At 66.2% G+C, this 23,258-nt stretch carries 25 protein-coding genes and 1 pseudogene; 19 read left to right on the top strand and 7 right to left on the bottom strand.

From position 1 onward, the window contains the following. On the bottom strand, nucleotides 1–1,507 hold a 1,507-nt coding region (gene fliF, locus FVD38_RS13895), incomplete at its 3' end, for a flagellar basal-body MS-ring/collar protein FliF (RefSeq protein WP_147935345.1). A 24-nt stretch (nucleotides 1,508–1,531) separates the two neighbouring features. Continuing rightward, on the bottom strand, nucleotides 1,532–1,885 hold the full coding sequence (fliE, locus tag FVD38_RS13890; RefSeq protein WP_147935344.1) for a flagellar hook-basal body complex protein FliE: 354 nt from the start codon (nucleotides 1,883–1,885) through the stop codon (nucleotides 1,532–1,534). A 330-nt stretch (nucleotides 1,886–2,215) separates the two neighbouring features. On the opposite strand from fliE, the gene FVD38_RS13885 reads away from it, so the two are divergent. From FVD38_RS13885 to FVD38_RS13855, 7 genes are read left to right on the top strand one after another with little or no spacing between them, the layout of a single operon-like run. Beyond that, complete coding sequence (locus FVD38_RS13885) at nucleotides 2,216–3,139, top strand: FliM/FliN family flagellar motor switch protein (protein ID WP_147935343.1); 924 nt, start codon at nucleotides 2,216–2,218, stop codon at nucleotides 3,137–3,139. A gap of 5 nt (nucleotides 3,140–3,144) precedes the next feature. Then, nucleotides 3,145–3,495, top strand: a complete 351-nt coding sequence (locus tag FVD38_RS13880) for a FliM/FliN family flagellar motor switch protein (RefSeq protein ID WP_147935359.1) — start codon at nucleotides 3,145–3,147, stop codon at nucleotides 3,493–3,495. Beyond that, on the top strand, nucleotides 3,492–4,256 hold the full coding sequence (gene fliP / locus FVD38_RS13875; protein WP_147935342.1) for a flagellar type III secretion system pore protein FliP: 765 nt from the start codon (nucleotides 3,492–3,494) through the stop codon (nucleotides 4,254–4,256). Before FVD38_RS13880 ends, fliP begins: the two co-directional genes overlap by 4 nt. Nucleotides 4,257–4,286: 30 nt before the next feature. Further along, nucleotides 4,287–4,556 (top strand): flagellar biosynthesis protein FliQ, encoded by a 270-nt coding sequence (gene fliQ / locus FVD38_RS13870; protein ID WP_147935341.1) that lies wholly within the window; start codon nucleotides 4,287–4,289, stop codon nucleotides 4,554–4,556. Then, on the top strand, nucleotides 4,557–5,348 hold the full coding sequence (gene fliR / locus FVD38_RS13865) for a flagellar biosynthetic protein FliR (protein ID WP_147935340.1): 792 nt from the start codon (nucleotides 4,557–4,559) through the stop codon (nucleotides 5,346–5,348). It begins immediately after the preceding gene. Further along, the gene (flhB, locus tag FVD38_RS13860) at nucleotides 5,338–6,477 is read left to right on the top strand and encodes a flagellar type III secretion system protein FlhB (protein ID WP_147935339.1); all 1,140 of its coding nucleotides are present in this window, start codon (nucleotides 5,338–5,340) and stop codon (nucleotides 6,475–6,477) included. The genes fliR and flhB overlap by 11 nt, the downstream gene beginning before the upstream one ends. 5 nt (nucleotides 6,478–6,482) lie before the next feature. Further along, the gene (locus tag FVD38_RS13855; protein WP_187271586.1) at nucleotides 6,483–8,576 is read left to right on the top strand and encodes a flagellar biosynthesis protein FlhA; all 2,094 of its coding nucleotides are present in this window, start codon (nucleotides 6,483–6,485) and stop codon (nucleotides 8,574–8,576) included. Here FVD38_RS13855 and FVD38_RS13850 read toward each other — a convergent pair. The 3 genes and pseudogenes from FVD38_RS13850 to FVD38_RS27210 form a co-directional block, all read right to left on the bottom strand. Then, the gene (locus FVD38_RS13850) at nucleotides 8,573–9,436 is read right to left on the bottom strand and encodes a hypothetical protein (RefSeq protein ID WP_147935337.1); all 864 of its coding nucleotides are present in this window, start codon (nucleotides 9,434–9,436) and stop codon (nucleotides 8,573–8,575) included. The genes FVD38_RS13855 and FVD38_RS13850 overlap by 4 nt on opposite strands. Nucleotides 9,437–9,521: 85 nt before the next feature. Then, nucleotides 9,522–9,779: a flagellin gene (locus FVD38_RS27215; RefSeq protein WP_370660639.1), complete on the bottom strand. Its 258-nt coding sequence runs from the start codon at nucleotides 9,777–9,779 to the stop codon at nucleotides 9,522–9,524. Nucleotides 9,780–10,340: 561 nt separating this feature from the next. Next, nucleotides 10,341–10,757, bottom strand: a pseudogene (locus tag FVD38_RS27210) (flagellin N-terminal helical domain-containing protein); the annotation flags it as partial. A 220-nt stretch (nucleotides 10,758–10,977) separates the two neighbouring features. Between FVD38_RS27210 and FVD38_RS13835 the strand changes: the two are divergent. Together FVD38_RS13835 and FVD38_RS13830 are read left to right on the top strand one after the other, a co-directional pair. After that, nucleotides 10,978–12,081: an NAD(P)/FAD-dependent oxidoreductase gene (locus tag FVD38_RS13835; RefSeq protein ID WP_229493649.1), complete on the top strand. Its 1,104-nt coding sequence runs from the start codon at nucleotides 10,978–10,980 to the stop codon at nucleotides 12,079–12,081. 198 nt (nucleotides 12,082–12,279) lie between these two features. After that, nucleotides 12,280–13,074: an alpha/beta fold hydrolase gene (locus FVD38_RS13830; protein WP_147935336.1), complete on the top strand. Its 795-nt coding sequence runs from the start codon at nucleotides 12,280–12,282 to the stop codon at nucleotides 13,072–13,074. Between the two features lie 10 nt (nucleotides 13,075–13,084). Here the strand turns inward: FVD38_RS13830 and FVD38_RS13825 are convergent, their stop codons facing one another. Then, nucleotides 13,085–14,008 carry a LysR family transcriptional regulator gene (locus FVD38_RS13825; RefSeq protein ID WP_229493648.1) on the bottom strand — a complete coding sequence of 308 codons (924 nt, stop codon included), beginning with the start codon at nucleotides 14,006–14,008 and terminating at the stop codon, nucleotides 13,085–13,087. 118 nt (nucleotides 14,009–14,126) lie between these two features. Here FVD38_RS13825 and FVD38_RS13820 point away from each other — a divergent pair, with 118 nt between their 5' ends. The 3 genes from FVD38_RS13820 (at nucleotide 14,127) to FVD38_RS13810 (ending at nucleotide 16,308) form a co-directional block, all read left to right on the top strand. Then, nucleotides 14,127–14,462 carry a nuclear transport factor 2 family protein gene (locus tag FVD38_RS13820; RefSeq protein ID WP_187271585.1) on the top strand — a complete coding sequence of 112 codons (336 nt, stop codon included), beginning with the start codon at nucleotides 14,127–14,129 and terminating at the stop codon, nucleotides 14,460–14,462. Then, nucleotides 14,459–15,250, top strand: coding sequence for an SDR family oxidoreductase (locus tag FVD38_RS13815; RefSeq protein ID WP_147935334.1), 792 nt, complete (start codon nucleotides 14,459–14,461; stop codon nucleotides 15,248–15,250). The genes FVD38_RS13820 and FVD38_RS13815 overlap by 4 nt, the downstream gene beginning before the upstream one ends. 86 nt (nucleotides 15,251–15,336) lie before the next feature. Further along, nucleotides 15,337–16,308 carry a LysR family transcriptional regulator gene (locus FVD38_RS13810; protein ID WP_147935333.1) on the top strand — a complete coding sequence of 324 codons (972 nt, stop codon included), beginning with the start codon at nucleotides 15,337–15,339 and terminating at the stop codon, nucleotides 16,306–16,308. Here the strand turns inward: FVD38_RS13810 and FVD38_RS13805 are convergent. Continuing rightward, nucleotides 16,265–17,023 (bottom strand): RNA polymerase sigma factor, encoded by a 759-nt coding sequence (locus FVD38_RS13805; RefSeq protein ID WP_147935332.1) that lies wholly within the window; start codon nucleotides 17,021–17,023, stop codon nucleotides 16,265–16,267. The genes FVD38_RS13810 and FVD38_RS13805 overlap by 44 nt on opposite strands. A 282-nt stretch (nucleotides 17,024–17,305) precedes the next feature. Here FVD38_RS13805 and FVD38_RS13800 point away from each other — a divergent pair, with 282 nt between their 5' ends. The 7 genes from FVD38_RS13800 to FVD38_RS13770 all read left to right on the top strand — a co-directional run bounded on the left by FVD38_RS13800 (nucleotide 17,306) and on the right by FVD38_RS13770 (nucleotide 23,253). After that, complete coding sequence (locus FVD38_RS13800) at nucleotides 17,306–17,923, top strand: sigma-70 family RNA polymerase sigma factor (RefSeq protein ID WP_147935331.1); 618 nt, start codon at nucleotides 17,306–17,308, stop codon at nucleotides 17,921–17,923. Continuing rightward, nucleotides 17,920–18,639 (top strand): anti-sigma factor, encoded by a 720-nt coding sequence (locus tag FVD38_RS13795; protein WP_187271584.1) that lies wholly within the window; start codon nucleotides 17,920–17,922, stop codon nucleotides 18,637–18,639. The genes FVD38_RS13800 and FVD38_RS13795 overlap by 4 nt, the downstream gene beginning before the upstream one ends. Next, nucleotides 18,621–19,493, top strand: coding sequence for a PP2C family protein-serine/threonine phosphatase (locus tag FVD38_RS13790; RefSeq protein ID WP_147935329.1), 873 nt, complete (start codon nucleotides 18,621–18,623; stop codon nucleotides 19,491–19,493). The genes FVD38_RS13795 and FVD38_RS13790 overlap by 19 nt, the downstream gene beginning before the upstream one ends. 68 nt (nucleotides 19,494–19,561) lie before the next feature. Beyond that, the gene (gene tssA, locus FVD38_RS13785) at nucleotides 19,562–20,590 is read left to right on the top strand and encodes a type VI secretion system protein TssA (RefSeq protein WP_147935328.1); all 1,029 of its coding nucleotides are present in this window, start codon (nucleotides 19,562–19,564) and stop codon (nucleotides 20,588–20,590) included. Between the two features lie 29 nt (nucleotides 20,591–20,619). Beyond that, nucleotides 20,620–21,144, top strand: coding sequence for a type VI secretion system contractile sheath small subunit (tssB, locus tag FVD38_RS13780; RefSeq protein ID WP_147935327.1), 525 nt, complete (start codon nucleotides 20,620–20,622; stop codon nucleotides 21,142–21,144). Between the two features lie 3 nt (nucleotides 21,145–21,147). Further along, nucleotides 21,148–22,653, top strand: coding sequence for a type VI secretion system contractile sheath large subunit (gene tssC, locus FVD38_RS13775; protein ID WP_147935326.1), 1,506 nt, complete (start codon nucleotides 21,148–21,150; stop codon nucleotides 22,651–22,653). Nucleotides 22,654–22,761: 108 nt separating this feature from the next. After that, on the top strand, nucleotides 22,762–23,253 hold the full coding sequence (locus tag FVD38_RS13770; protein ID WP_147935325.1) for an Hcp family type VI secretion system effector: 492 nt from the start codon (nucleotides 22,762–22,764) through the stop codon (nucleotides 23,251–23,253). Nucleotides 23,254–23,258: the final 5 nt, after the last annotated feature.

The following is a 23,258-nucleotide window of genomic DNA, read 5'->3' as shown; positions in this document are numbered from 1 at the left end:
GGGCGGCCACGCCGCCAGGCAGGGCGTCGCCGTCGGTCGCGCCCGCAGCCGCGCCCGGGCCGCCCGGCAGGGCCGGGACCGCCGGCGCCAGCGGCGCTTGCGGGGCCAGGCGGGTGGTGACCGCGCGCAGCAGCGGGCGGGCCAGCAGGAAGTAGGCCAGGATCGCACCCAGCGCCCACAGGGCGTAGCTGGTCATGTCGACCACGTTGTCGCGTTCCTGCCACCATTCCTGGGCCACCGGGGCGGCCGGGAATTTCAGGCTCGAGACGGCCAGCACGTCGCCGCGCGCGGCGTCGATGCCCAGGCCGCCGGCCAGGATGGTCCTGATGTTCGCCAGTTCGGCCGAGGTCCAGGCCTGGCCGTCGGCGGCGCTGGCATTGTTCAGCACCACCGCCACCGACAGCTTCTTGAGGCGGCCGCGCTCGCGCTTGATCTGGGTGATCGCGCGGTCATAGGCGTACTGGCGGGTGGTGGCGTTCTTGCGCGCGCTGCCGTCGTCGGCGTTGTCCTGCGGCGCTTCGCCGTCGGCGGCGTCGGGATCGGCCTGCGCCGGCGGGCGGTTCGACAGGGTGCCGGGCACGCCCAGCGCCATGCGGTTCTTTTCCATCTCCTCGCGCATCGCTTCGCTGGTGACCTTCGGCGCTTCGCCGTATTTTTCCTGGGTCTCTTCGATGCGGTCGTTGTCGACCGCGGCGGTGACGCTGACCTTGTAGTTGTCCACGCCCAGGATCGGGGCCAGCAGGTCGTTGACGTTGGCGCGCACCTCGTCGGTGAAGCGTTTGGAAGCGGCGTCGCCCTGGGTCGCGCCATCGAAGCCGCCCTCGAGGTCGACGCGCGCCGACAGCAGGTTGCCGGCCTGGTCGACCAGCGACACCCGTTGCGGCTTGAGGCCGGCAACACTGCCCGAGACCAGGTTGACGACTGCCGCCACCTGCTCGTTGGACAGCGCGCGGCCCGGCTTGACGGTGACCGCCACCGAGGCCGAATTGCCGTCGGTATTGGCGGTCACGAAGGAGCTGGTCTTGGCGATCGCCAGGTGAACCCGGGCGCTCGCGATCGCGTCCATGGTGAGGATGCTCTGGGCCAGCTCGCCTTCCAGGCCGCGCCGGAAGCGCACGTCCTGGACGAACTGCGAGACGCCCAGCGGGTCGTTGCGATCCATCAGTTCCAGACCTGCCGGCAGCTGGGCGGTCACGCCCTTGGCGGCCAGCAGCATGCGCACCTTGCCCAGGCTCGAAGCAGGCACCATCACCTGGCCGCTCTCGGGGTGCACCCGATACGGAATCTGTTCGGCCTCGAGCACCGTCATCATGTCGGCGGCGACGACTTTCTCGCGCGCGCCGAACACCGGCTTGTAGCTGGACTGGTCCTGCCACAGGTACATCATGATGGCGGCGGTGAGCGCCACGGCCAGGCCGAGCATGAGCGGCAGGTTATTGCGCAGCAGCGGCGGCAGCGAGGGCAGGGCCAACTTGCCGCCGACGGCGGATTTGAGGGAGGAGATCACGGATGAATCGCTTATCTAGGGAAATCAGACCGGGAGCTTGATCAGCTCGTCGACCGCCGTCATGACTTTGTTGCGAACCTGCATCAGCATCGAGAACGAGAGGCTGGCCTGCTGGCTGGCCAGCATCGCGCCGACCAGGTCGTCGCTCTTGCCGGCTTCGACCGCGGCCACCTTGGCGCCGGCGGCCTGGTCGTGGGCATTGACGTTATCCAGGGCGGTCTTCATGACCTGGGTAAACGAAAAGGCGTTATCGGCCTGGGCGCCGTGGGCGCCGAGTTCGGCGAAGGAACTGGCGGCGGGGGCGATCGCCAGGCGGTTAGCGTCGTTGGTCAGTTGCGCCAGGTCGGCCCGGATCAGGCCGGCAAGTTCAGTTGCCATCGTGGTTCCCATCTAAAAACATTGTTGTTTGAGAGCGACATATAGTGACCGTTTTTCGTTTTAATACAACGGTTTCGAGTATGAAAAACTTGAAAACCGATCAACGAACGAACGTTTGTTTTTGTCGTCTGACTTCCGTCATGCTACTGTTTTCCCCTCTTACCCCAGAGCAGAAGGCCCGAGTTGTTGCGGTGCGACAGCACGATATTACCGTAGGGCAAGTTGGAAATCAAAGGAGAATGTCAAAGTTCCCGCGAGTGACTTCCCTGTATAATTGTTGCCGTGGGGAATGAAAAGCTGTCATCGAAACGTAATTTTCAGTCAACAAACATGTCGATTAACCAATCCGATCGCTCGCGTGACTTCCAGGTGCTCGATCCCTGCCTGCTGGGTCGCCCGGTGCACTTGCTGCCGGCCTTCGCGACCCGCCTGGCCGAGGCGCTGGGCGCCGCCATGGCGTCGCCCGGAGGTCGCCGCTATTGGGGCGTCTACCGCCTTGAGAGCCTGGCGTTCGAGCGCGCCCCCGATGACCGCAGCCTGCGCTGGCTGGGCTTGGGCGGTCCCTACGGCCTGGCCGCCGTCGCCTTCGAGCGCAGCCTGCTGCTGGGCTTGCTGGAAGGACGCTACGCGCGCCGCACCCAGGGCCCGAATGCCGCGCCGCAGCGTGACCCCGGCGTCGAACGGGTGACCGCGACCGAGGAGCGGCTGGCCGCGACCCTGGCCCAGCAGGTGGCGACCCTGGTCGACGAACGGATCGCTGAAGGCCTGACGGCGGCTGGCGCCGCCTCGCCGGCTGCGCCGCAGCTGGCCAAGGCGGGCGCTTCGATCGTGCCGGCCAGCGCACCGGGCAAGGCCGGCTGGGTGATCCGCGCCGTGCTGCGCGCCCAGTACGGCCGGCGCGAGTCCGACGAACCGGGCCTGGTGGCGCCCGAAGGCCGCCTGTGGATCGGCCTGGACCATGGGTTGATGGCCCATGTACTGCAGGGCCTGATGGCCGAACGCAATGGCGCGCGCGGCGCCGGTGCGCGCATGGCGCGCGAGCCGCTGGCGTCTCACCTGCAAGTGAAGCTCGAAGGGCGCCTGGTCAGCAAGGAAGTGACCCTGGCCGCGCTGTTCGGCCTGAAGGTCGGCGACGTGATCCCGGTCTCGGTCGGCCGCGCCGACGTGCTGCTGGACGATTCCCGACTGTTCACGGCCGCGGTGGCCGAGCACAAGGGCAAGCTGTGTTTAACCTCATTTGAAGATGCCGAATAATGGACATGAACCTCAACGAGCAACTGGCCGGCGACGTGATCATCGATGATCTCGACGGCGTCGAACAGGCGACCGCCACGGCCGGCCGCAATGCCGCGCGCCAGCTGCCGCAGATGATGCGGCGCATTCCGGTGACCCTGACCCTCGAGGTCGGGTCGGCCCGCGTCTCGCTGCAGGAACTGATGGATATCCAGCCGTCGTCGGTGCTGCCGCTCGATTCGCTGGCCGGCGAGCCGCTGGTGATCAAGGTCAACGGCACCCCGATCGGGCGCGCCGAAGTGGTGGTCGCGGGCGAGCAGTACGGCCTGAAGGTGATCGACCTGGACGGCCTGAACCTGGACATGCTCGCGCCATGATGCGCGGCACCCGCGGCGCGGCCATTGCCGCGCTGCTGCTGGGCGGCCTGCTGCTGTCGCTGCCGGCGGCGGCCCAGAACCAGGACCTGCTGGCCGGCGTCATTCCGGGCGCCGATGCGACCAGCTCCGGCATGAGCGTCAAGTCGCAGATCCTGGTCATCATGACCCTGCTCGGGCTGCTGCCCGTGATGATCATGATGATGACCTGCTTCACCCGCTTCGTGATCGTGCTGTCGCTGCTGCGCCAGGCCCTCGGCCTGCAGCAGGGGCTGCCCAGCCGGATCGTCACCGGCATCGCCCTGATCCTGACCATCCTGGTGATGCGTCCGATCGGCGAGCAGGTGTGGACACAAGCCTTTCTGCCGTACGACCGGGACCAGATCGGCCTGGAGCAGGCGTTGCGCATCGCCGAAGGACCGGTGTCGCGCTTCATGCTGGCCCAGACCAGCAAGGCATCTCTGGCCCAGGTCGCGCGCTTGGCGGGCGAACCCCTGTACGCACAACCGCAGCAGCACAGCTTCCCGGTCAAGATGGCTGCCTTCGTGCTGTCCGAACTGAAAACCGCGTTCCAGATCGGGGCCATGCTGTTCATCCCGTTCCTGATCATCGACCTGGTGGTGGCCTCGGTGCTGATGGCGATGGGCATGATGATGTTGTCGCCGCTCGTGATCTCGCTGCCGTTCAAGCTGCTGCTATTCGTGCTGGTCGACGGCTGGACCCTGACGGTGAGCACCCTGGTGGGCAGCATCCACGGCTTCTAGCCAGGCATTCAACACGAGAAAACGACGAACATGAGCCCCGATATCGCCGTCGACCTGGTAGTCGAAGCCCTGCAGATCGTGATGCTGCTGGTGATGGTATTGGTCGTCCCTGGCCTGGTGATGGGTCTGGTGGTGGCGCTGTTCCAGGCCGCCACCCAGATAAACGAGCAGACCCTGAGCTTCCTGCCGCGCCTCCTGGTGACCCTGCTCGCGGTGATTGTCGCCGGCCACTGGATGACTTCAAAGCTGATGGACTACTGCGTTTCTGTATTCCAGCGCGCTGCGACCCTGGTGGGTTGAATGGGCATCGAGCTGTTCGGCTTCCTGCTGCCGCTGATCGGCGCCCTGTGGTGGCCGTTCTGCCGCATCATGGCGATGATGGTCACCGCCCCGGTGATGGGCGACGGCGCGATCCCGATGCCGGTGCGCGCACTGTTGGCGATCGTGCTGTCGTTCCTGATGCTGCCGCTGACCACGCGCGCCGGGGCGGCCATGCCCGATCCCTTCTCGCTGTCCGGCGTGGTCGCCATGCTCGAACAGGCCGTCATTGGCGGCGTGCTGGGCCTGGCCCTGCAGTTCGCGATGGCGGCCGTCACCATGCTCGGCTTCCTGACCTCGAGCCAGATCGGCTTCTCGATGGCCCAGATGAACGACCCGATCAACGGCCAGGTATCGGACGTGATCTCGGGCCTGATGTCGCTGGTGGCGATGCTGGTGTTCTTCGGCATCGACGGCCACCTGGTGCTGGTCGCGGTGCTGGGGCAGAGCTTCCATGCCTGGCCAGTGGGCGCGGGCTTCCAGCCGCTGCTGCTTGAAGCCGTGGCGCTGAACGTTGGCTGGGTGTTCTCGGCCGCGATCCTGCTGGCGCTGCCGATCGTGTTCTCGACCTTCGTGGTGCAGATCGGTTTTGGTTTCCTGAACCGGGTCGCGCCCAGCCTGAACCTGTTCTCGCTGGGCTTCTCGCTGGTGACGGTGTTCGGCCTGATGATGCTGGTTCAACTGGTGCGTTTCATTCCCGAACACTATATCTCGATGACCAACCAGGTGCTGGAAATGCTCACCGAGCAGATGAGATTGGCCCATGGCGGATAACAGCAGCGGTGGCGACAAGACCGAAAAGCCCTCGGCCCAGAAGCTCAAGAAGGCGCGCCAGGAAGGGCAGGTGGTGCGTTCACGCGACCTGGCCACTGCGATTGGCATCCTGGCAGGCTTGAAGGTGTTCGCGCTGATGATGCCGACATATATGGAAGATATGCGCCACCTGTTCAGGCTGGTATTCGTGCCGCTGGGCGAGGCCGGGACGATCGAAAACGCCATGTCGACCGTGTTCGGCGCGGCGCTGCAGCTGTTCGTGCACATGGTGCTTCCGCTGGCCGTGGTGCCGTTCGCGATCGTGGTGGCCGGTGCAGTGCCGGGCGGCATTGCCGCCAGCGGCAAGAACCTGCGGCCCAAGTTCAGCCGCTTCAGCCCGATTACCAACCTGGGCAATCTATTCAGCCAGAAGCACTGGATCGGTTTCCTTACCTCGACCGCCAAGGCAATCGTGCTGGGCCTCGTGCTGTGGAATGTTTCCACCGGAGGCCTGAAGGGCTTCATCGAGGTGCAGAAAATGCCCCTGGTCCAGGCGCTGCCCGCGGCTGCGTCGCTGGCCTTTGACGGTCTGATGGCAATGGTAGCGGTGTTCGTGGTGTTCGCCCTGATCGATGTTCCGGTACAGCAGTACCTGTACACGCGCAACCAGCGCATGAGCAAGCAGGAAGTAAAGGAAGAACACAAGAGCAACGAAGGCCGTCCCGAAGTCAAGCAGCGCATCCGCCAGTTGCAGCAGCAGATGGCCCGCCGCAGCGTACGCAGCACGGTGCCGACCGCCGACGTCGTGATCGTCAATCCGGAGCACTATGCGGTGGCGCTCAAGTATGACACCGGGCGCGCCGAGGCGCCGTTCGTGGTGGCCAAGGGCGTTGACGAGATGGCGCTGTATATCCGCCAGGTGGCAAGAGAAAACAATATCGAGACCCTGGCGCTGCCGCCGCTGGCGCGCGCCATCTACAACACCAGCCAGGTGCAGCAACAGATTCCGGCCCAGCTGTACCAGGCGGTATCGCAGGTGCTGAACTACGTTTTACAACTGAACGCGTTCCGTTCGGGCCGGCGCCAGGCGCCCCCGCGGTTCCCCCACGAGATGGACGTGCCATCTCATCTCTCCGAGGCCACAGCATGAACTTCATGAATTCCTTTAACGCGTTCGTTGGCGAGCTGCGACGGCACAAATTCGCCGCCCCGGTATTCCTGATCGCGCTGCTGGGGATGATCATGCTGCCGCTGCCGCCGGTGCTGCTGGACGTGCTGTTTACCTTCAATATCGTGCTGTCGCTGATCGTGATCCTGGTCGCGGTGACGGCCAAGCGGCCGCTCGACTTCGCGGTGTTCCCGACCGTGATTCTGGGCGCCACGCTGATGCGCCTGGCGCTCAGTGTCGCTTCCACCCGGGTCGTGCTGCTGCACGGCCACGAGGGCACGCACGCCGCCGGCCAGGTGATCGAAGCCTTCGGTAACGTGGTCATCGGCGGCAACTTCGTGGTCGGCCTGGTGATCTTCATCATCCTGATGATCGTCAACTTCATCGTGGTGACCAAGGGCGCCGAGCGCATCTCTGAGGTCTCGGCGCGCTTCACGCTCGATGCGCTGCCCGGCAAGCAGATGGCGATCGACGCCGACCTGAACGCGGGCCTGATCAACCAGGAGCAGGCTACCATCCGGCGCAAGGATGTCGCCGCCGAAGCCGACTTCTATGGCGCGATGGATGGCGCCTCGAAGTTCGTGCGCGGCGACGCGGTCGCCTCGATCCTGATCCTGATCATCAACCTGGTGGGCGGCGTCGCGATCGGCTCCCTGATGTACGACCTGGCGCTGGGCGAAGCCTTCCGCGTGTTCGCGCTGCTGACCATCGGCGACGGCCTGGTGGCCCAGATCCCGGCCCTGATGCTGTCGGCAGCGGCCGCGATCCTGGTGACCCGCATCGGCGAGTCGGGTGACCTGGAGCAGCAGGTCGGCAACCAGGTGCTGGCCCAGCCGGGAGTGCTGTACTCGGCGGCCGGCATCATGCTGCTGCTGGCGGTGGTGCCGGGCATGCCGTGGCTGTTCTTCACGGTGGCGGCCCTGGTGCTGGGCTTCGCCGGCTACAAGGTCGGCCAGCGGGTCATGGCGCCCGACAATGCCGGGGTGGCCAAGATCGAGGCCGCGCTACGCGACGAGCGGGTGCCGGACCTCGATTGGCAAGCCTTGCCGGTAGTGCAGCCGGTGACCGTGGCGGTCGGCTACAAACTGGTCGGCATGGTGGACCGCGCCCATGGCGAGCCACTGGCCAAGCGCATCAAGGGCGTACGCCAGAGCCTGTCCGAACAGATGGGCATGCTGCTGCCGGTGATCGCGGTGCGCGACGACCTGGCGCTGCGCCCGACCCAGTATGCGATCAGCCTGTCGGGCACGGTGGTGGCGGAGGCCGAGGTGATGCCCGACCACCTGCTGGCGATCCCGTCGCCGAACGTGTACGGCGAACTCGATGGCATTCCCGGCATCGAGCCAGCCTACGGCATGGCCATCACCTGGATCGAGCCAGGCCAGAAGGCGCACGCGCTGGGCCTGGGCTACCAGGTGGTCGAGGTGCCGAGCGCGATCGCGACCCACGTCACGAAGGTGGTGCGCGAGTACCTGCACGAGCTGTTCCGCCACGAGGACGTGCCGGCCATCATGGAGCGCCTGACGGCCCTGTCGCCCAAGCTGGCGGCGGCACTGGACAAGGCGTTGACCCACACCCAGCTGCTGCGCGTGTTCCGCGTGCTGCTGCTCGAGGGCGTGTCGCTCAAGGACATCGTGGTGATCGCTACCACGCTGCTCGACAGCAGCGAGACCACCAAGGATCCGATCCTGCTGGCGGCCGAGGTGCGCTGCGCGCTGCGGCGCCAGATCGTCTCGGGCCTGTTCGGCAAGAAGAAGGACATGCCGGCCTTTAACCTGTCGGCCGAACTCGAGAACATGCTGCTCGGCTCCCTGAACCAGGCGCGCCAGAACGGCGGCGGCAAGGTGGTGCTGGATAATTACCCGATCGATCCGCAACTGCTGTCGCAACTGCAGATCAATATGCCGGTGGCGCGCGAGCAGATGAAGGGGCAGCATACGCCGCCGCTGCTGCTGGTGCTGCCGCAGGTGCGCCCGCTGCTGGCGCGCTATGCGCGCCTGTTCGCGCCGGGTTTGCACGTGCTGTCGTATAACGAGATTCCCGAGAACCGGGATGTGTCGATCGTTGGGACAGTAGGCTAGGCTTCTGCTGCGTGTTCGGGCGCCGGCTGCGCCGGCAGCAGCAGCGCCAGTTCCGCCACCGTGCGAAACACTGCGGGCGTCAGCGCCTGCGCCGCCGCTTCGGCATTGGCGATCATGGCATGGCTGGCCCCGGCCGGCAGGCGGTCGCGGAACTGCCAGCGCAACACCTTGACCCCTGCCTTTTCCAGTACGGTGTCCAGTTCCGGCTGCAGCCAGCGCAGCCGCGCAAGTGCGCGGCTGTCGGGCGCGCAAATCTCGATGGATACCCCTTGCGGCAGCGGTTCGACCTGGATCACCACCGCCGTGCCATCGGCCAGCGTGAGTTCGAGGCGCAGCGCGGCGCGCGGTCGCCGGCGGCGTCCGGGCGGCTTGTCGGCATCTTCTGCAATGACTTCCAGGTGCTGGGCTGGCTGGCCTCCCGCGTGCACGGTGAAGCGCCAGGCATCCTGGTGCGCGGCCAGCAGCTCGGGCTGGCGCACCGCCTGTCCTTGCTGGGCCGCCGCCAGCTGCGCCGGCGACAACTGGCCGGCGCTGGCCGCCAGCGCCTGGCTGGTCAGCTGGCTGCCGTGGGAGCGTACCTGATTGCGCCAGCCGCGCGCCAGGCTGGCGGCGTCCTGTTGCGGATAGACGAGCTGGCGCGCCATCAGCACCTGGTCGGGACGCATGGCCGCGCCGTCGGCGCCGGCTTCCGCCGCGGCTTGGGGCGGTACCGCGGGGCTCGTCAGCGGCTGGGAAAACGGCAGCGCAGGCGCATTGCCGCCGCCACCGAGCAGGGCGGCGGGCGTGGCGGCCGCCACTGCGCCGACCTGTAGTGGCATCGCCGGCGGCGGGGGAAGGGCTGGGAAGGTGATGCTGGCCATTAGGAACCCGATCAGGAATAAAAAAAGGCCAACCGCAGGCTGGCCTTTGTAGCTCAACCCGGAGTGATGTCCGGGTGTGTGGCCATTACTGCAGGAGCGACATGACCATCGACGACATGCTGTTCGACTGCTTCAGCATCGCGGTGCCGGCTTGCAGCAGCATCTGGCTCGAAGTCATGCTGGCGCTTTCGGTCGCGAAGTCGACGTCCATGATGCGGCCCGATGCAGCCTGGGTATTGGCGCTGATGTTAGCGAGGTTGGTGTTGGCGTGATCGAGACGATTCGCAGCTGCACCCAGCGAGGAGCGGACGGAACCGAGCGAGTCGATTGCGTTTTGCAGCATATCGACCATGCCATTGGTCACATCCGCGTCGGTGAGTTCGGTGCCTGGGACTCCAGTCGCATCGGCGGCGCCGAACGCATTATACTTGCCGCTGATATCTTTCAGTGCATTGTGCATGCCAGTCACTTGCGTCGACAAATCCAGCTTCATGGTCTCGCTGCTCGATGCACCAATTTGGAAGCTCAGCTCGGCGGTAAGCTTACCGCCCTCGCCGTCAGGGTCAGCGGCAGCTGTAACGGCATTGTTATACTTGGTCGCTGCGGTTACTGCAGTCTCAGCTTTAGCATAGGCATCCTTCGCTGCTGCCAGCTCATTCTTTTTGTCGATCATAGCGCCATATGCTGCTGCTTTCCCGTCCGGGTCAGCTACGCCGTCGACCTCGTCGTAGTCCCAACGCGCCATTGCGTAATCCCGTTCCAAGCCATCGCCGCCATCGGGCGGCGTACCAGGAATACCTCCCGTCGTAGGCACATTGCCGATAGCAGCACCGAGATCATTCCGATCCGTGGTTGCGTTAGCAAGCCTAGTTCCAGCGGCGGTTACATCCGCGTCAGTGGCAAGGCCATTCAACAGCTTGGCACCACCAAACGAGGTATTGCCAATGATGTTGGTCAGTTCGCTGGCCAGCGCATCGTATTCCGACTGCATCGCAGTCTTGTCCGAAGCATTCGACGAGGCATCGGCGGCCTGGGTCGCCAGATCCTTCATGCGGACCAGGATGTTGCTTGCTTCGCCCAGCGCGCCTTCGGCGGTCTGCATCATCGAGGTGGCGTTCTGGGTGTTGCGCATTGCAACGGCCATGCCGCTGCTCTGGGCTTTCAGGCGGGTCGCGATCTGCAGGCCGGCCGCGTCGTCCATTGCCGAGTTGATGCGGTAGCCGGTCGACAGGCGGGTCATCGAGGTCGACAGATTGTTCTGGGTACGCGAGATCGCGTTCTGTGCGGACAGCGCAGCGTTATTGGTGTGAAGGCTCAGCATGGTGAACTCCTAAGGGTATCGGGGAAAATCCTGTGTTTCGAGTGCGTCACTCGCTCTCATGAGTACAGGGCGACAGATTTCCGTACGGCATTAAGTTCTCTTTAGAAATATTTTTTGGCACGCTCATCCTGTTGACCTCAAGTGAACTTGAGGGTTTATACATTGTCCCCATGCGCGCCTTCCCGACCGGGGAGCCGCGGCATTCAAAGAAAAGACAAACATGAAACCCAACGATATCCCGGCCTTGCCCGGCTTTGCAGGCATACCCGGCGCTGGCGACCGCGGCGCCATCGAGGCCGACGCCGTCATCGTCGGCGCCGGCCCGGTCGGCCTGTTCCAGGTGTTCGAACTGGGCCTGCTCGACATCCGGGCCCACGTGATCGATTCGCTGGCGGCGGTGGGCGGGCAGTGCATGGAACTGTACCCGGACAAGCCGATCTACGATATCCCGGCCGCGCCGGTCCTCACCGGGCGCGAACTGACCGACAACCTGCTGCGCCAGATCGCGCCGTTCGAGCCGGTGTTCCACCTGGGGCAAGAGGTGACGACCCTGCAGCGGCGGGCCGACCGCCGTTTCGACGTCGAGACGTCCAGCGGCACCCGCTTCATCGCCAAGACGGTCATCATCGCGGCTGGCGTGGGCGCCTTCCAGCCGCGCAAGCTGAAGGTCGCCGGCATCGAGCGCTTCGAGGGCAGCCAGTTGTTCTACCGGGTCAAGCATCCCGCGCGCTTCCATGGCCGGCAACTGGTGATCTGCGGAGGCGGCGATTCGGCGCTGGACTGGGCGCTCGATTTCGTGGGCAAGGCCGAATCGGTGGTGCTGGTGCACCGCAGCGACAGCTTTCGCGCCGCCCCAGCCTCGATCGCCAGGATGAAGGCGCTGTGCGAGGCGCAGCAGATGCAGTTCATCCCGGGCCAGGTCACGGGTTTCGACGTGCGCGGCGGCCGGCTGTCCGAAGTCAAGGTGGCGGGCCCCGACGGTGTGACGCGCCGTGTGCCGGCCGACAGCGTGATGGCGTTCTTCGGCCTGCTGCCGATGCTGGGGCCGATCGTGGACTGGGGCCTGGACATGGAAATGCGCCAGTTGCGGGTGCGCGATACCGGGAAATTCGAGACCAGCGAGGCGGGCATCTTCGCCGTGGGCGACATCAACACCTATCCGGGCAAGAAGAAGCTGATCCTGTCGGGCTTCCACGAGGCGGCGCTGGCGGCCTTCGGCGCCGCGGCCTATGTCTTCCCCGACAAGAAAGTGCATATGTTGTATACGACGACGTCGCCCAAGATCCACAAATTGCTGGGCGTGGAGACGCCAGTGTTCGACTGAGAAAAAAGTGTTTGTTGGTGCATCCAGTTCGGTCGTGGCGCCGTATGTTGAAAATTGACGAGCCGAAATGGGTGCGCAGTGGGCGGTGCAGATGGCCTCCTGGAACATCGGTCGCCTCGGTCAATCGACCGATACCGTGACGATTTGGCCATCCCTATACTGGATTCACTTACCCAACAACACCTTTAGGAGAACATCATGACCGTCAAACGCCACCTGCGCACCCTGGCCATCGCCGCTGCCGTCACTACCGCCTTCGCCGCCATCGGCGCCAACGTCCACGCCGCCGCCGCCAAGGCAAGCGCCAAACCCTCCGTCGTGATCGTGCACGGCGCCTTCGCCGACGGCTCGGACTGGGCCAAGGTCATCCCGTTGCTGCAAGCCAAGGGCGTGAAGGTCACCGCGGTCCAGAACCCGCTGACCTCGCTGGCCGACGACGTCGCCGCCGCCAAGCGCGCGATCGAGACCCAGCCGGGCAAGGTGGTGCTGGTCGGCCACTCCTGGGGCGGCACCGTGATCACCGAGGCCGGCCAGCACGACAAGGTGGGCAGCCTGGTGTATGTGGCGGCGTTCGCGCCGGAAGCCGGCAAGTCGACCGCCGAAACCGGCGAAGGCTACCCGGCCGCCCCTGGCAGCAAGCGTTTCGTGGCCGACAAAGAAGGTTTCCTGAGCCTGCCTGAAGCCGCGATGCGCGAAGACTTCGCCCAGGACGTGCCGGCCGCGCAGGCCGCCGTGATGACCGCGACCCAGGGCCCGATCCAGGCCAAGGCCTTCAGCGACAAGGTCACCAATGCGGCCTGGAGCGGCAAGCCGTCGTGGTTCATCGTCAGCGCCCGCGACCGCATGATCGATCCCGGCCTGCAGCGCGCGATGGCCAAGAAGATCGGCGCCAAGGTCACCGAGCTGCCGGCCAGCCACGTGCCGCAGCAGTCGCGTCCGGCCGACGTCGCCAAGGTGATCCTGGATGCGGTGGCCGCGACCGGCGCCAACTGAACGCAGGCCGCTAGCCGAACGAGACGTCGAGCAGGCCTTCGCCGGCCACCCGCGACGCCTCGTCGACCAGGGCCCGCATCTTGGACTGGTGCTGGCTGCGCATCGGGAAGTAGAGGTAGAGGCCGGACGTCACCGGCACGTAGGGAGCGAGCACCCGCACCAGGCGGCCATGGCGCAGGTCATCGGCGATCTCGATGTCGGGCAGGCGGGCGATGCCCAGACCCTGGCGCGCCAGCTCGGCGATCATGCCGGTGTCGTTGGCGCACAGGGCAGCCTCGGTGTCGAGCTGATAGTCGGCATCACCCTCGTGGTCGCGAAAGTTCCACGGCGGCAAGACGCCGGAGGTCGTGAAGCGGTAGCGGATGGTGCGGTGCTGCAGCAGTTCGCGCGGGTGAAAGGGCACGCCATGCCGCTCGAAGTAGGCGGGCGCCGCGACGATCGACCAGGACAGCGGGCGGCTGAGGCGGATGGCCACCATGTCCTGGGCGATCGCCTGGCCGAGGCGGATGCCGGCGTCGAAGCCGGCGGCCACCAGGTCGACCAGGCCGTCGTCGAGCGACAGGTCGAAGCTGATGTCGGGGTGGCTGGCGCGCATGCGCGGCACCAGCACTCCCGCCACCAGGCGCCCGAGGGCGCACGGGGCGGTCATGCGGATGCGGCCGGCAGGGCGGCGCTGGAATTGTTCCAGTTCCGAGAAAGCGTCTTCGATCTGGCTTACCGCCGGTTTCAGGACGGCGAGCAGGCCGGCGCCGGCGTCGGTGAGGGACACGCTGCGGGTGGTGCGGGTAAACAGCGGCACCCCGTGCCTGGCTTCCAGCGCACGCACGCCCTTGCTGACCGCCGTGGGACTGACGTTGAGGCGCCTTGCGGCCAGCGTGAAGCTGCGGTGCTCGGCGACGGCAAGGAAGAGGCGGATCAGTTCAAGAGAACTCACGGGAGTATTTGGACAATTGATTACGAACTTTAGGTTTATTGAGCATATCCTTTTTGGATCTTTTTCACCATAGTGGTGGACTCTACACTGGAAGTACTTACTTTCAAGGAGAAACCAAATGATCAATCTGCCTTCCGCCATTTCGACCTATGTCGAGGCCACCAACGCGCAGGATGCCCAGCGCGTGGCCGCCGCCTTCCTGCCCGACGCCACCGTGCATGACGAAGGCCACCTGCGCCGCGGCCGCGCGGACATCGCCGCCTGGGCCGAGGACACCGCGCGCCAGTATGGCTCCACCATGGTCCCCATCGGCCTCGACCGCATCGACGGCAAGGACGATGGCTACGCCCTGCGCGCCGAAGTGAGCGGCAACTTTCCCGGCAGCCCGATCACGCTCGCCTTCCACTTCGCCCTGCAGTCCAACAGCATCGCTTCGCTGGAGATCAAGCCATGAGTAACGTCATGAACAACTACGCTTTCGAAGGCAAACGGGCGCTCGTCACCGGCGGCACCAAGGGCATGGGCGAAGCCATCGTGCGTGTGCTGGCCGCGCGCGGCGCGACCGTGATCGCCCCGGCGCGCAAGCAGCCGGAGGATCCGGTGGCGTCGGTGCGCTACGTGGAAGCCGACCTGGCCAGCGTCGACGGCGTGCGCCGCCTGGTGGACACCGTCCAGGGTGAGTTCGGCCACCTCGACTTGCTGGTCAATAACGTCGGCGGCTCGTCGGCGCCGGGCGGGGGCGCGCTGGCCCTGACCGATGCCATATGGGACGAGGCGCTCCAGCTCAACCTGATGAGCGCGGTGCGGGTCGACCGCGCCTTCCTGCCGGCGATGGTGGAGCGGGGCGCGGGCGCCATCGTGCACATCACCTCGATCCAGCGCCGCCTGCCGCTGTACGAATCGACCGTCGCCTACGCCGCGGCGAAGGCCGCCCTGGCCAGCTACAGCAAATCGCTGGCCAATGAATTCGGGCCGCGCGGCATTCGCGTCAACGCCGTCGCCCCCGGCTTCATCGAAACCAAGGCTAGCCATGCGTTCCTCGAGCGACTGGCGGAGCACGGCGGCGGCGGCATCGAGGCCGCCCGCCAACGGGTGATGGAGTCGCTCGGCGGCATCCCGATCGGACGCCCCGGCAAACCCGAAGAAGTCGCCGAGCTGGTCGCCTTTTTATTGTCGCCGCTGGCTGCCTCGGTCCACGGCGCCGAATTCGTCATCGACGGCGGCACCATTCCCACCGTATGAGCGTCGTGACCCTATGACGTCAACCTAATGAAAACGTTTGCAGGAGGCGCGAGGGCCTCCTGCGGACTTCCAGAAAGATCAACGCCATGAACAAGCCACTATTCCTTTCGCGCGTCGCGCCGTCCTTGCGCGGCGCCGACCTGCCCCTGCTGCTGTCCCTGAACGTGTTGCTCGAAGAGTGCAACGTCACCCGCGCCGCGGCGCGCCTGCACGTGAGCCAGCCGGCGCTGTCGGCGCAGCTGTCGCGCCTGCGCCAGCTGTTCAACGATCCGCTGCTGGTGCCGGCCGAGAGCGGGCGCGGCCTGGCGCCGTCGCCGTTCGCGCTCAAGCTGCACCGCCGGCTGCAGCCCGCGCTGGCGGGACTGAACGCGGCGGTGCGTTTCGATACCGACGAATTCGATCCCGAGACCGCGGCGCGCACCTTCAATATCGTCGCCAACAACACGGGCGCCGCCGTGATCCTGCCGGGCCTGGCGCAACGCATGCAGGCGGTCGGCAACAAGGGCTTGCGCCTGACCTTGGCCGCGCCGGCCGAGAGCGACCTGGCGAGCAAGCTCGAAAAAGGGGATGTGGACCTGTGCTTCAGCACGGCCTGCCTGTTGCCGTCGGGCCTCCTGAGCCGCGAGCTGATGACGACGCCCTATGTGATGGTGCAGCGCAAGGGACATCCGCGCGGCAGGATCCCGGTGCCCCTGGGTGAATACTGCAAGCTGGACCACGTGAACGTGGCGCGCGACAGCAATCTGCACGGCTTCATGGATGAACAGCTGTACCGGCTGGGCCATTCGCGCCATACGATGATGGCGGTGCGCGATTTCAGCGCCGTCGCGGCGATCGTCGGCCAGAGCGACCTGGTGTGCACCGTGCCGGCCTTCATCGCGCCCTATAACGATTCCTGCGTCGACGTGGTCGACCTGGCATTTCCCTTCCTGACCTATACGCTGTGCATGGCATGGCATCCAAGCAGCGACGGCGATCCGGGCTTGCTGTGGCTGCGCACCCAGATGCAGGAAGTCATGGAAGGCAGCCCGCGAGCGTGGGACCAGCGGGGCGCCTGAGCTCCGCCCCAGGCCGCCCCTTGGCCGGCGGCGCCTTGACGCCACGCCGGCGCGGCGCCGGACGCGGGTCCGACCGCAGATCGACCATCGCGCGCCGGCGCGTCGCCGTCTGTACGTTCGGCTGGACATCCCCGGTTTCCTCCATGCATACGCGCAGCCGTTCCAGGCCGCGCCGCAACCAGCTTTTCGCCGTTCCCAGCGGCACCCCAAGATGGCATGCGATCTCGGCATGCGTCAATTCCTGCCCGAAGGCCAGCGCGATGCTCTGGCGCTGGGCCGGCTCCAGCCGCGCCATCGCCTGTTCCAGGCGCATGCGCGCCACCGCGTCGAACACCTGGGCCCCGGGGTCGAGGTCAAGACCATCCCTTTGCTCCACTTCGGCCAGCAGCGCCGGATCTTCTTCCGACATCAGCGAGGCGATGCCGTTGCGGTTGCTGCGCAGGATGCTGAAGGCACGATTCCTGACGATCGCGATCAGCCAGGTCATCGGGCTGGCCTGGCCGGGACGGAAGGATTTCGCATGCAGCCAGATGCTGAGGTAGGCGTCCTGCAGCACGTCTTCCGCCAGGCTTGGCAGCCGTAACAGGCGCAGGGCCGTGTGATACAGGTAGTCATGGGTCAGGGCGTGCAATTCCCCGAAGGCCGTGTGGTCTCCGGTTGCCGCGGCGGTGATCAGGCCCGCCAGGTGACTGTGTCGATCGTGTGCAAGGTTCATGGACAGGATCGTGCAGGAAACCAAAAGTCACGGCCAATCGTATCTCCTTATGCCAAGCTATCGTGTTTAGTTATTCGATAGGGACAGGCTAATAAAAGCACAAGTGTCGTTACAATTCGTCAATACAAATTGCCTGGTGCACGAACGTGGAGGGACGGGTCGAACTGCGCATCCAGGCGCGCGATTCCTACGTAGCTAGACGCATGCCGACGTCAAACCGCCGGGCCGATGGCCCGGCGCGCTGGAGGCGACCGCCAACCGATCCCTTACCCAAGCAAGCACATGCTCAACCACACACCGGAACACCAGCGCCTGGTCAACCTGCTCGCCCGCGTCGCGCTGCGCGACCAGCAGGCGTTCAAGGAACTCTACGACCTGACCAGCTCTCACCTGTACGGGGTGGCCTTGCGCTACCTGCGTACCGCGTCCACCGCCGAGGAAATCCTGCAGGAAGCCTATATCAACGTCTGGCAGCAGTCCGGCACCTACGCGGCCACCCTGTCGGCTCCCATGACCTGGCTGATCAGCGTGGTGCGCAACAAGGCGCTCGACCACCTGCGCAAGTTCAAGCGCGAGACGGAGAGTACCGCGCAGTCTATCGATGCTGTCGATGCGGGCGCGGAAGGGCAGGTCGAGGCGATCGCCGACCACGCCGATCCGCATGAACTGTTCAGCGCCGCCACCGAGGCGATGGTCCTGAAGCGCTGCGTGGCGCTTCTGGACGCGCCGCAGCGCCAGTCGCTGGCGCTGGCCTTCTACGACGGCCTGTCGCACTCCGAGCTGGCCGCGCACCTGCGGGTGCCGCTGGGGACGGCCAAGGCCTGGGTGCGGCGCGGACTCGAGCGGCTCAGGAAATGCATCGAAGCGCAGCAGCAGCCCGCGACCGGGAGGGCGTCGTGAACTACGAACGGCCCGAATTGCTGGACAAGCTGGCTGGCGCCTATGTGCTGGGAACGATGGGCGCGGGCGCACGGCGCCGCTTCACACGCCTGCAGGTCGGGTCGATCGCGGTCCAGCGCGCGGTGGCCGACTGGCACAACCGCCTGGCGCCGCTGTATGGCGCCATCCCTGCCGTCGCGCCGCCGCCGGCCTTGTGGACGCGAATCGCGGGACGCATCCAGCCCGCCGCCGATGCACAGCCGGCGCCGCGGATGCTGGACCGGCTGAGGATATGGCTCAAGCCAGTGTTCGGATTCGCCCTCGGCGCGGTGGTGGCCACCGCCTTCGTCTCGCACAACGCTCACCTGTTCGGCATGCACCATATGTCGGCGGCGCTGCCCGCCAGCTACGTCGGCATCCTGCAGGACGAGGGCGGCAAGAGCCGGCTGACCGTGGGCTCGCACCGGCACGGCGAGACGATGACCATCCGGCTGCTGGCGCCGCTCGCGATCCCGCCTGGTCGGGTGGCGCGCCTGTGGGCCCTGCCCGCGCACGGGGCGCCGGTGCCGGTCGCGAACGTCGCCGCCGGCGCGAGCGCGCCGATCCGGCTCGGCGCGCCGGCCGAGGAGGTGTTTGCCGGCATCGCGCGGCTGGCGGTGAGCTTCGAGGAAGATCCTGCGGCGGCGCAGCCCACCGGCCCTTATGTGTTGAGCGGCCCATGCGTCAGGTTCTGGTGAACGCGCGCCTGGCGATGCAGGCCTGCGGCATGAGCGAGGCCGGTGAGGTACGCACGCGCAACGAAGACCGCTTCGTGGTCGACGACGCCCTCGGCCTGGTCGCCGTGGCCGACGGCATGGGTGGCCACATGGCGGGCGAGGTCGCCAGCAGCGGCGCGCTGGCGGCGCTGGTCGCCAGCCTCGCCGGGGGGCAGGCGCGCTTGCCGAAGATGGGCGATGGTGGAGAGCAGGGCGACCCCGACGCCACCGACCTCGACCTGCGCTGGAACGGCACCGTGCGCCTGCGGCGCGCGGTCGATTGCGCCAATGCGCTGCTGTACGAAGAGAACCGCGCGCGCGGCCATGCCGACGGCGACGGCATGGGCAGCACCCTGACCGGCCTGCAGTTCCTGCCGGCGCTGGGCGCGGCGCTCTCGTTCCATGTCGGCGACAGCCGCCTGTACCGCTATCGCGACGGCACGCTGGTCCAGCTGACGCGCGACCATACGGCCTATCAGCTGGCGCTGGAATCGGGCGCGCCCGGCGAGCTGCCGCCACGGAATTTGCTGCTGCAGGCGATCGGCCCGGCGCCCGCCGTCGCGCCCGACTTCGATTACCACGAGGTGCGCGCAGGCGACCTGCTGCTGCTGTGCAGCGACGGCCTGCATGGCTGGGTGCCGCACGCCGAGATCGCGGCCTTGCTGCGCCGGGAAGATGCACTGCACGCGGCATGCGAGGGCCTGCTGGGCCTGAGCCGGCGCCACGCCAGCCGCGACAACGTCACGGTGCTGCTGGCGCGCTTCGACACGGCCGGCGCGCACGACGAGGCAAAAAATATGGCGGCGCCCGCGTCCAGCCGGACCGGCCTGGCGTAAGTCTTCCTGAACGACGAGCGCGGGAGCGTGATGACAGCTCCCGCCTCGTTCCAATCAATGGAAGCGCCATGAACGACCTGCAATCGACCTCACTCTCGAACTTCGCCGCGCCGCTCGACGAGCTGCTGCCTTGCGGCGAGAACCTGGAATACGACCCGCAATTCCTGGCGCTCGAAGCGGCGCTGAACGGCAAGCCCGAAGTGCAATACGGCAGCACGATCACGCCGGCCACGGGCCCGGACTGGAAGACGGTACGCATGCTGGCGCTTGAGCTGATGGGGCGCACGCGCGACCTGCGCGTGGCCGTCGGCCTGACGCGCGCGCTGCTCGGGCAGGAAGGCGCGCCCGGGCTCGCGGCAGGACTGGCGCTGCTGGCGGCGCTGCTGTCCGCGCAATGGGAGCAGCTGCATCCGCAGCTCGACGCGGACGACGACAACGACCCGACCCTGCGCCTGAACACACTGGCGGCGCTGGTGGAGGCGGGCGGCATGCTGCGCCAGCTGCGCGACATGCCGCTGGTCGAGGTGCGCGCCATCGGCGCCTTCGGCCTGCGCGATATCGAGGCCGGCGAAGGGGAAGAAATGGGCGATGCATCCAGGATTGCACCGGCAACGATCGCCGCCGCTTTCGGGGCGGCGTCGCAGGACGACCTTGCCGCAACGTGCGCGGCCCTCGATGCCGCCGGCGCCAGCGTGGGAGAGATTGAAGCGACGCTGGCCCGCCACCTGGGCGCCGGCATGGGCATCGACCTCGCGCCGCTTGCCAGCCTGTTGCAACGCGCAGCGGGCCAGGTGCGCCCGCACCTGGCTGCGGCGGCCATCACGACCCTGGACGAAGCGGCCCAGCTGGCGGCTTCCGGCGGCGTTGCGCCCGCCGTACGCGCCGATGGCGAGATCGCGGGCCGCGCCGACGTGGTGCGGCTGCTTGAGCGCATCTGCGCCTGGTATGCGCGCGCCGAACCGTCCAGTCCCGTGCCGCTGCTGCTGCAGCGGGCCAGGGGCCTGGTCGAGATGAATTTCACCGAATTGATGGAGGAGCTCGCCCCCGATGGATTGAACCAGCTGGCGCAGATCAGCGGTATCCGGGGCGATTCATGAACCCGTACCACACTTAACGGAGTCTTATCGTGGCTAAAGAAAGCAGTCAGAAGTTCATCGCGCGCAACCGTGCGCCGCGGGTGCAGATCGAATACGACGTCGAAGTCTACGGCGCCGAGAAGAAGGTGCAGCTGCCCTTCGTGATGGGCGTGTTCTCCGACCTGTCGGGCACGCCGGCCGAAGCGCTGCCGCCGGTGGCCGAGCGCAAATTCCTGGAGATCGACGTCGACAACTTCGACGACCGCCTCAAGTCGATGAAGCCGCGCGTGGTGACGACGGTGCCCAACACCCTCACCGGCGAGGGCAATATGGCGATCGAGATGACCTTCGAGAGCCTGGACGACTTCACGCCCGGCGCGATCGCGCGCAAGGTCGATTCGCTGCGCACCATGCTGGAAGCGCGCAGCCAGCTGGTCAACCTGATGACCTATATGGACGGCAAGACCGGCGCCGAAGAGCTGATGGCGAAACTGATGGGCGATCCGGCCCTCATGCAGGCGCTGGCTGCTGCGCCCAAGCCGGACGACGCCGCCGACCAACCGCCACAAGGATAGACGATGGCCAATGCAACCGAAGAACTTAGTCAGCCCGTGAATCAACCCGCGCTGGAGAGCACGCTCGCCGCGAACGACTTCGCGAGCCTGCTGCAGCAGGAGTTCAAGCCACGCACCGACAAGGCGCGCGATGCGGTCGAAAACGCCGTGCGCACCTTGGCCCAGCAGGCCTTGCAGGACGCCACGGTCGTCGGCGGCGACGTGCTGGCCACGATCGAGGGCCTGATCGCCGGGATCGATCGCAAGCTCACCGAACAGATCAACCACATCCTGCATGACAGTAAATTCCAGGCGGTGGAAAGCGCCTGGCGCGGCCTGCACCACCTGGTCAGCAATACCGAAACCGACGAGATGCTCAAGATCCGTGTGATGAACATCTCGAAGCATGAATTGCACAGGACGCTGCGCAAGTACAAGGGCGTGGCCTGGGACCAGAGCCCGGTGTTCAAGAAGCTGTACGAGGAAGAATACGGCCAGTTCGGCGGCGAGCCGTATGGCGCCTTCGTGGCCGACTACTACTTCAGCAACAGCGCGCCCGACGTCGAGCTGCTCACCCAGATGGCGCAGGTATCGGCCGCCGCCCATGCACCGCTGATCAGCGCCGCCGATCCGAGCGTGATGCTGATGGACTCGTGGCAGGAGCTGGCCAATCCGCGCGATCTGACCAAACTGTTCCAGACCCCGGAGCACGCCGCCTGGCGCTCGTTCCGCGAATCCGAGGATTCGCGCTACGTCGGCCTGGCGATGCCGCGCTTCCTGGCGCGCGCGCCGTACGGCGCCAAGACCAACCCGGTCGAGGAATTCGATTTCGAAGAGACCACCGATGCTGCGGGTGCGCGCGACTTCACCTGGGCCAATGCGGCCTACGCGATGGCGGTGAACATCAACCGCTCGTTCAAGCAATACGGCTGGTGCTCGCGGATCCGCGGCATCGAATCGGGCGGCGCGGTCGAGAACCTGCCGGTGTACACCTTCCCGACCGACGACGGCGGGGTCGACATGATCTGTCCGACCGAGATCGCGATCAGCGACCGGCGCGAGGCCGAGCTGGCCAAGAACGGCTTCATGCCGCTGGTGCACAAGAAGAACAGCGACCTGGCGGCCTTCATCGGCGCCCAGTCGATGCACAAGCCGGCCGAGTACGACGACCCCGACGCCACCGCCAACGCCAACCTCGCCGCGCGCCTGCCTTACCTGTTCGCAACCTGCCGCTTCGCCCACTACCTCAAGTGCATCGTGCGCGACAAGATCGGTTCGTTCAAGGAGCGCGACGATATGGAGCGCTGGCTGACGCGCTGGATCATGCAGTACGTGGACGGCGATCCGGCCAGCTCGAGCGAGACGACCAAGGCCAAGAAGCCGCTGGCCGCGGCCCAGGTGATGCTGCAGGAAGTCGAGGGCAACCCGGGCTACTACAACGCCCAGTTCTTCCTGCGCCCGCATTACCAGCTCGAAGGCCTGACCGTGTCGCTGCGCCTGGTCTCCAAGCTGCCGTCGTCTGTCGGCTGATTTGTTGACTGATTTCGTTGATTCAAATGCGCGGACCGACAGTCCGCGCCTATCCAGGCAATACAAACCCGCCAGGGCCAGGCGCCCCGGCATTACAGGAGAAGCGACATGGCTGTAGATATGTTCATGAATTTGGACCCGATCAAGGGCGAAACGATCGACGATGAGCGCAAGGCGAAAGGCGATATGGACGTGCTGGCCTGGAGCTGGGGCATGACCCAGTCGGGCACCACCCACATGGGCGGCGGCGGTGGCGGCGGCAAAGCCAGTTTCCAGGACCTGTCGTTTACCAAGTACATCGACAGCGCCACCAATGCGCTCATGAAAACGCTGGCCACGGGCGAGCATATCCCCAAGGCCGTGCTGACGGTGCGCAAGGCCGGCAAGGGCCAGCAGACCTATCTGACCATTACGATGACACAGGTGCTGGTGACCTCGATCTCCACCGGCGGCAGCGGCGGCGAGGACCGCCTGACCGAGAACGTCACGCTCAACTTCGCCAAGGTCGAAGTCGCCTACACTCCGCAGGATGACAAGGGCACGGTGGCCGGCGACAAGACCTTCTCGTACAACATCGCGGGCAATAAAGCCGAAGGCTGATCCGC

Source organism: Massilia arenae (genome assembly GCF_008014745.1).
Taxonomy (GTDB): domain Bacteria; phylum Pseudomonadota; class Gammaproteobacteria; order Burkholderiales; family Burkholderiaceae_D; genus Telluria; species Telluria arenae.
This window is presented reverse-complemented; position numbering and strand designations above follow the sequence as displayed.

What these genes read in the sequence shown, in the direction of transcription:
- FVD38_RS13800 (WP_147935331.1), top strand. Translation starts at nt 17,306, where the DNA reads ATGCTCAACCACACACCGGAACACCAGCGCCTGGTCAACCTGCTCGCC.
- FVD38_RS13810 (WP_147935333.1), top strand. Translation starts at nt 15,337, where the DNA reads ATGAACAAGCCACTATTCCTTTCGCGCGTCGCGCCGTCCTTGCGCGGC.
- FVD38_RS13820 (WP_187271585.1), top strand. Translation starts at nt 14,127, where the DNA reads ATGATCAATCTGCCTTCCGCCATTTCGACCTATGTCGAGGCCACCAAC.
- FVD38_RS13790 (WP_147935329.1), top strand. Translation starts at nt 18,621, where the DNA reads ATGCGTCAGGTTCTGGTGAACGCGCGCCTGGCGATGCAGGCCTGCGGC.
- FVD38_RS13815 (WP_147935334.1), top strand. Translation starts at nt 14,459, where the DNA reads ATGAGTAACGTCATGAACAACTACGCTTTCGAAGGCAAACGGGCGCTC.
- FVD38_RS13770 (WP_147935325.1), top strand. Translation starts at nt 22,762, where the DNA reads ATGGCTGTAGATATGTTCATGAATTTGGACCCGATCAAGGGCGAAACG.
- FVD38_RS13850 (WP_147935337.1), bottom strand. Translation starts at nt 9,436, where the DNA reads ATGGCCAGCATCACCTTCCCAGCCCTTCCCCCGCCGCCGGCGATGCCA.
- FVD38_RS13885 (WP_147935343.1), top strand. Translation starts at nt 2,216, where the DNA reads ATGTCGATTAACCAATCCGATCGCTCGCGTGACTTCCAGGTGCTCGAT.
- tssA (WP_147935328.1), top strand. Translation starts at nt 19,562, where the DNA reads ATGAACGACCTGCAATCGACCTCACTCTCGAACTTCGCCGCGCCGCTC.
- fliE (WP_147935344.1), bottom strand. Translation starts at nt 1,885, where the DNA reads ATGGCAACTGAACTTGCCGGCCTGATCCGGGCCGACCTGGCGCAACTG.
- FVD38_RS13835 (WP_229493649.1), top strand. Translation starts at nt 10,978, where the DNA reads ATGAAACCCAACGATATCCCGGCCTTGCCCGGCTTTGCAGGCATACCC.
- fliR (WP_147935340.1), top strand. Translation starts at nt 4,557, where the DNA reads ATGGGCATCGAGCTGTTCGGCTTCCTGCTGCCGCTGATCGGCGCCCTG.
- fliQ (WP_147935341.1), top strand. Translation starts at nt 4,287, where the DNA reads ATGAGCCCCGATATCGCCGTCGACCTGGTAGTCGAAGCCCTGCAGATC.
- flhB (WP_147935339.1), top strand. Translation starts at nt 5,338, where the DNA reads ATGGCGGATAACAGCAGCGGTGGCGACAAGACCGAAAAGCCCTCGGCC.
- FVD38_RS13830 (WP_147935336.1), top strand. Translation starts at nt 12,280, where the DNA reads ATGACCGTCAAACGCCACCTGCGCACCCTGGCCATCGCCGCTGCCGTC.
- FVD38_RS13880 (WP_147935359.1), top strand. Translation starts at nt 3,145, where the DNA reads ATGAACCTCAACGAGCAACTGGCCGGCGACGTGATCATCGATGATCTC.
- FVD38_RS27215 (WP_370660639.1), bottom strand. Translation starts at nt 9,779, where the DNA reads ATGCTGCAAAACGCAATCGACTCGCTCGGTTCCGTCCGCTCCTCGCTG.
- FVD38_RS13805 (WP_147935332.1), bottom strand. Translation starts at nt 17,023, where the DNA reads ATGAACCTTGCACACGATCGACACAGTCACCTGGCGGGCCTGATCACC.
- FVD38_RS13855 (WP_187271586.1), top strand. Translation starts at nt 6,483, where the DNA reads ATGAATTCCTTTAACGCGTTCGTTGGCGAGCTGCGACGGCACAAATTC.
- fliP (WP_147935342.1), top strand. Translation starts at nt 3,492, where the DNA reads ATGATGCGCGGCACCCGCGGCGCGGCCATTGCCGCGCTGCTGCTGGGC.
- tssC (WP_147935326.1), top strand. Translation starts at nt 21,148, where the DNA reads ATGGCCAATGCAACCGAAGAACTTAGTCAGCCCGTGAATCAACCCGCG.